Here is a 2,500-nt window from a genome sequence, read left to right as displayed (position 1 = left end):
GGGCGCTTGAGTCAGACGGATCAGACCCGAAACCAGATGATCTAGCCATGTGCAGGCTGAAGGTTGGGTAACACCAACTGGAGGGCCGAACCGACACCCGTTGAAAAGGGTCCGGATGACGTGTGGCTAGGGGTGAAAGGCCAATCAAATCTGGAGATAGCTGGTTCTCCGCGAAAGCTATTTAGGTAGCGCGTCGATTGTATTCTCCCGGGGGTAGAGCACTGCATGGATGATGGGGGCCCACAGCCTTACTGAGTCTAAGCAAACTCCGAATACCGGGAAGAACTGATCGGCAGACACACGGCGGGTGCTAACGTCCGTCGTGGAAAGGGAAACAACCCTGACCAACAGCTAAGGCCCCCAATTCGTGGCTAAGTGGGAAAGCATGTGAGACTTCCAAAACAACCAGGAGGTTGGCTTAGAAGCAGCCATCCTTTAAAGATAGCGTAACAGCTCACTGGTCTAGTCAAGAGGTCTTGCGGCGAAGATGTAACGGGGCTCAAGCCACGAGCCGAAGCTTTGGGTGCACGTATGTGCGCGGTAGCGGAGCGTTCTGTGATATAGAACGCTGCCTCTTTTGCTTGCTTGCAAGCAACGGAGGCAATGTTCTGACTGTGAAGCCGGGGCGTAAGCCATCCGGTGGAGTGATCAGAAGCGAGAATGTTGACATGAGTAGCGACAAACAGGGTGAGAGACCCTGTCGCCGAAAGTCCAAGGGTTCCTGCTTAAAGCTAATCTGAGCAGGGTAAGCCGGCCCCTAAGGCGAGGCAGAAATGCGTAGTCGATGGGAACCAGGTTAATATTCCTGGGCCAGGAGATGGTGACGGATCCTCAGGGTTGTTCGATCTTAACGGATTGATCGGGCAGCTGCGGGGTCCCTGGAAATAGCCCTCCATGAGACCGTACCCGAAACCGACACAGGTGGACTGGTAGAGAATACCAAGGCGCTTGAGAGAACCACGTTTAAGGAACTCGGCAAAATACCTCCGTAAGTTCGCGAGAAGGAGGCCCGGTTGATGGGCAACCATTGGCCGGGGGCACAAACCAGGGGGTGGCGACTGTTTACTTAAAACACAGGGCTGTGCGAAGCCGCAAGGCGACGTATACAGTCTGACGCCTGCCCGGTGCCGGAAGGTTAAAAGGAGAGGTGCAAGCCTTGAATTGAAGCCCCGGTAAACGGCGGCCGTAACTATAACGGTCCTAAGGTAGCGAAATTCCTTGTCGGGTAAGTTCCGACCTGCACGAATGGCGTAACGATCTCCCCGCTGTCTCAAACGTGGACTCAGCGAAATTGAACTGCCCGTGAAGATGCGGGCTACCCGCGGTTAGACGGAAAGACCCCATGCACCTTTACTATAGCTTCGCACTGGCATCAGGATTGTGATGTGCAGGATAGGTGGTAGGCTTTGAAACGGGGACGCCAGTTCCCGCGGAGCCTCCCTTGAGATACCACCCTTCGCACTCTTGATGTCTAACCGCGGTCCGTTATCCGGATCCGGGACCCTGCGTGGTGGGTAGTTTGACTGGGGCGGTCGCCTCCCAAAGAGTAACGGAGGCGCGCGAAGGTTGGCTCAGAGCGGTCGGAAATCGCTCGTTGAGTGCAATGGCAGAAGCCAGCCTGACTGCAAGACTGACAAGTCGAGCAGAGACGAAAGTCGGCCATAGTGATCCGGTGGTCCCGAGTGGAAGGGCCATCGCTCAACGGATAAAAGGTACGCTGGGGATAACAGGCTGATGATGCCCAAGAGTCCATATCGACGGCATCGTTTGGCACCTCGATGTCGGCTCATCTCATCCTGGGGCTGGAGCAGGTCCCAAGGGTACGGCTGTTCGCCGTTTAAAGAGGTACGTGAGCTGGGTTTAGAACGTCGTGAGACAGTTCGGTCCCTATCTGCCGTGGGTGTAGGATACTTGAGAGGAGTTGCCCCTAGTACGAGAGGACCGGGGTGAACGTTCCACTGGTGGACCTGTTGTCGTGCCAACGGCACAGCAGGGTAGCTATGAACGGACAGGATAAACGCTGAAGGCATCTAAGCGTGAAGCCCCCCTCAAAACAAGGTATCCCTTGAGAGCCGTGGAAGACCACCACGTCGATAGGCCAGAGGTGTAAGCGCAGCAATGCGTTCAGCTGACTGGTACTAATGGCTCGATTGGCTTGATTTGATCCGGAAGAAGACAGTCCGTCTTCTCCAAAGCATCCTTGGACAACACCTGCCCCGAAAGGGGCAACGCTGAGCGTTTCTTCCCCGGTCTGGTGGCCATAGCACGAGCGAAACACCCGATCCCATCCCGAACTCGGCCGTTAAGCGCCGTCGCGCCAATGGTACTGCGTCTCAAGACGTGGGAGAGTAGGTTACCGCCAGACCTGGAAAGAAACGCAAATCACTCTGAAACGATCACTAAACCCCGCATCAAGATACCAGCGGGAAGCTGCACCAAAACGCAGCAATTGGCGCGGGGTAGAGCAGCCCGGTAGCTCGTCAGGCTCATAACCTGAAGG

2 rRNA genes (1 of these 2 cut by a window edge) are annotated in these 2,500 nt (G+C 55.8%); both read left to right on the top strand.

The annotated features are described in order from the left end of the window. Positions 1-2,163 (top strand): 23S ribosomal RNA (locus BLW83_RS08375) (it extends 667 nt beyond the left edge of the window). An 87-nt stretch (positions 2,164-2,250) separates the two neighbouring features. Continuing rightward, positions 2,251-2,365: ribosomal RNA gene (gene rrf, locus BLW83_RS08370) — 5S ribosomal RNA — on the top strand. Positions 2,366-2,500 lie beyond the last annotated feature (135 nt).

Source organism: Paracoccus alkenifer (genome assembly GCF_900108405.1).
Taxonomy (GTDB): Bacteria; Pseudomonadota; Alphaproteobacteria; order Rhodobacterales; family Rhodobacteraceae; genus Paracoccus; species Paracoccus alkenifer.
The sequence above is the reverse complement of the archived record's forward strand: the minus strand, read 5'-3'. Positions and strand labels throughout refer to the sequence as shown.